We start from the raw sequence: 1,540 nt of genomic DNA, 5'->3' as shown, positions 1-1,540 counted from the left end.
GCCCGTCCCTGAGCCCGGCACTATTGCCCTGCTCGGCTCGGCCTAGCCGGTCTCGCTATGGCACGTCGCCGCAAAGCCGCTTAATTGGCTGACGTATTAACAGGAACTCCATAGTCCTGTTGTGCACATAGTACAAAACCGACACCCCGCGCTTTCATCAAGCCCGGGGTGTCAGTTTTTTTAACACTCATTTTTTCAACATATCCTTCTTCCCGTGATCTGAACTCCCAATCCGCGCATAATACACTCCACCAATTTCCACACGTATACGGACTTCATGGATTCGATCACTCAGGCCGCCCTTGGCGCCTCAATCGCAGGCCTTGTAGCAGGAAAAACCCTCGGGCGACCGGCTCTTCTCACCGGTGCGCTGCTGGCCACGCTTCCCGATCTTGATGTGCTAATTGATTACGGAACGGCGGTGGCAAACTTTACCCAGCACCGGGGGTTCAGCCACTCCCTGTTCGTACTTGCCCCCTTGTCGCTGCTACTTGCCGCTCTACTCTGGCGCTGGAAGCCGGAACTGGGGTTTCCCCGCTGGCTATTACTGACGGCTTTGGCGTTGATGACGCACCCGCTTCTGGACACCTTTACCACTTACGGCACACAGCTTTTTTGGCCGATGGGCAGGCCACTTGCCATAAGCAGCATCTTCATCATCGACCCCTTGTATACACTCCCGCTATTGGCAGGCTGCATCGCCTTTTTAATCCGCCCTCCGGCGCTGCGTGCCATAGCGGCGGGGCTGGCTCTATCTACTGTGTATCTCGGTTGGTCGTTTGTCGCGCAACAGGTCATCACTGAGCGCGTACAACCGGCTCTGGCCGAAGCAGGCTTCGCTGACGCCGAACTGCTGGTACAGCCCATGCCGTTCAATACAGTTCTTTGGCGGGCCACTGCCATCACGGATCAGCAACGCATCGAAATCGTTACAGGCTTTCTGGATGGCGGCGCCCCTTTAACGCTTGAGTATTTCCCCCGTCAGCCAGAATTGGCGAAAACTGTCGCGCAATTACCCGAAACCCGTCGCCTGGAATGGTTTACGAAAGGTTTTCTCGACTACAAAGCAAACAACGGCAAAATCACTGCAACCGATGTTCGACTGGGCATTCCCGGGGCGCACCCGTTCACCTTCGTCCTGGCCGATGAACGAGACGGCGCGCTCACTCCAGGTAACGGTGAACGTGCCCCACGGCCCATCATGAATACCGGCGCCCTGCCTTTACTTTGGGCCCGCACCACCGGCGCTATTCCTGTACTGTGCCTTGCCAATCTTGCAACGCCGGCCCCCGGCGAGGAGTGCTAAAACTATGCGTCTTGATCAGTTTATTTCCACCAACTCACCACTTTCACGCAAAGAGGCCAGGCGCGCTATACATGCGAGCAACGTCGAGGTAAACGGTGAGGTTTGGAAAGATACCGGCAAACACCTCCCAACCGGCGCTCAGGTTCTTCTGGAAGGACAGCAGCTAACTGTGCAGGGTGAACGCTACCTAATGCTCAACAAACCTGCAGGCATTGTTAGCGCAACTCACGACAG

At 56.3% G+C, this 1,540-nt stretch carries 3 protein-coding genes; all 3 read left to right on the top strand.

Going from position 1 to position 1,540, the window contains the following annotated elements:
- Positions 1-46, top strand: a 46-nt coding sequence (locus BCA33_RS22975) for a PEP-CTERM sorting domain-containing protein (RefSeq protein ID WP_175469842.1), incomplete at its 5' end; no start/stop codon positions are given.
- A gap of 231 nt (positions 47-277) precedes the next feature.
- Positions 278-1,306, top strand: coding sequence for a metal-dependent hydrolase (locus BCA33_RS18955; protein ID WP_071268293.1), 1,029 nt, complete (start codon positions 278-280; stop codon positions 1,304-1,306).
- Positions 1,307-1,310: 4 nt separating this feature from the next.
- Positions 1,311-1,540, top strand: a 230-nt coding sequence (locus tag BCA33_RS18950; protein WP_254774632.1) for a S4 domain-containing protein, incomplete at its 3' end; no start/stop codon positions are given.

Origin of the sequence: Marinobacter sp. AC-23 (assembly GCF_001858325.1) — a bacterium.
Taxonomy (GTDB): Bacteria; Pseudomonadota; Gammaproteobacteria; order Pseudomonadales; family Oleiphilaceae; genus Marinobacter.
Note: the sequence above shows the minus strand (reverse complement) of the source record. Positions and strands in the feature narration are given on the sequence as shown.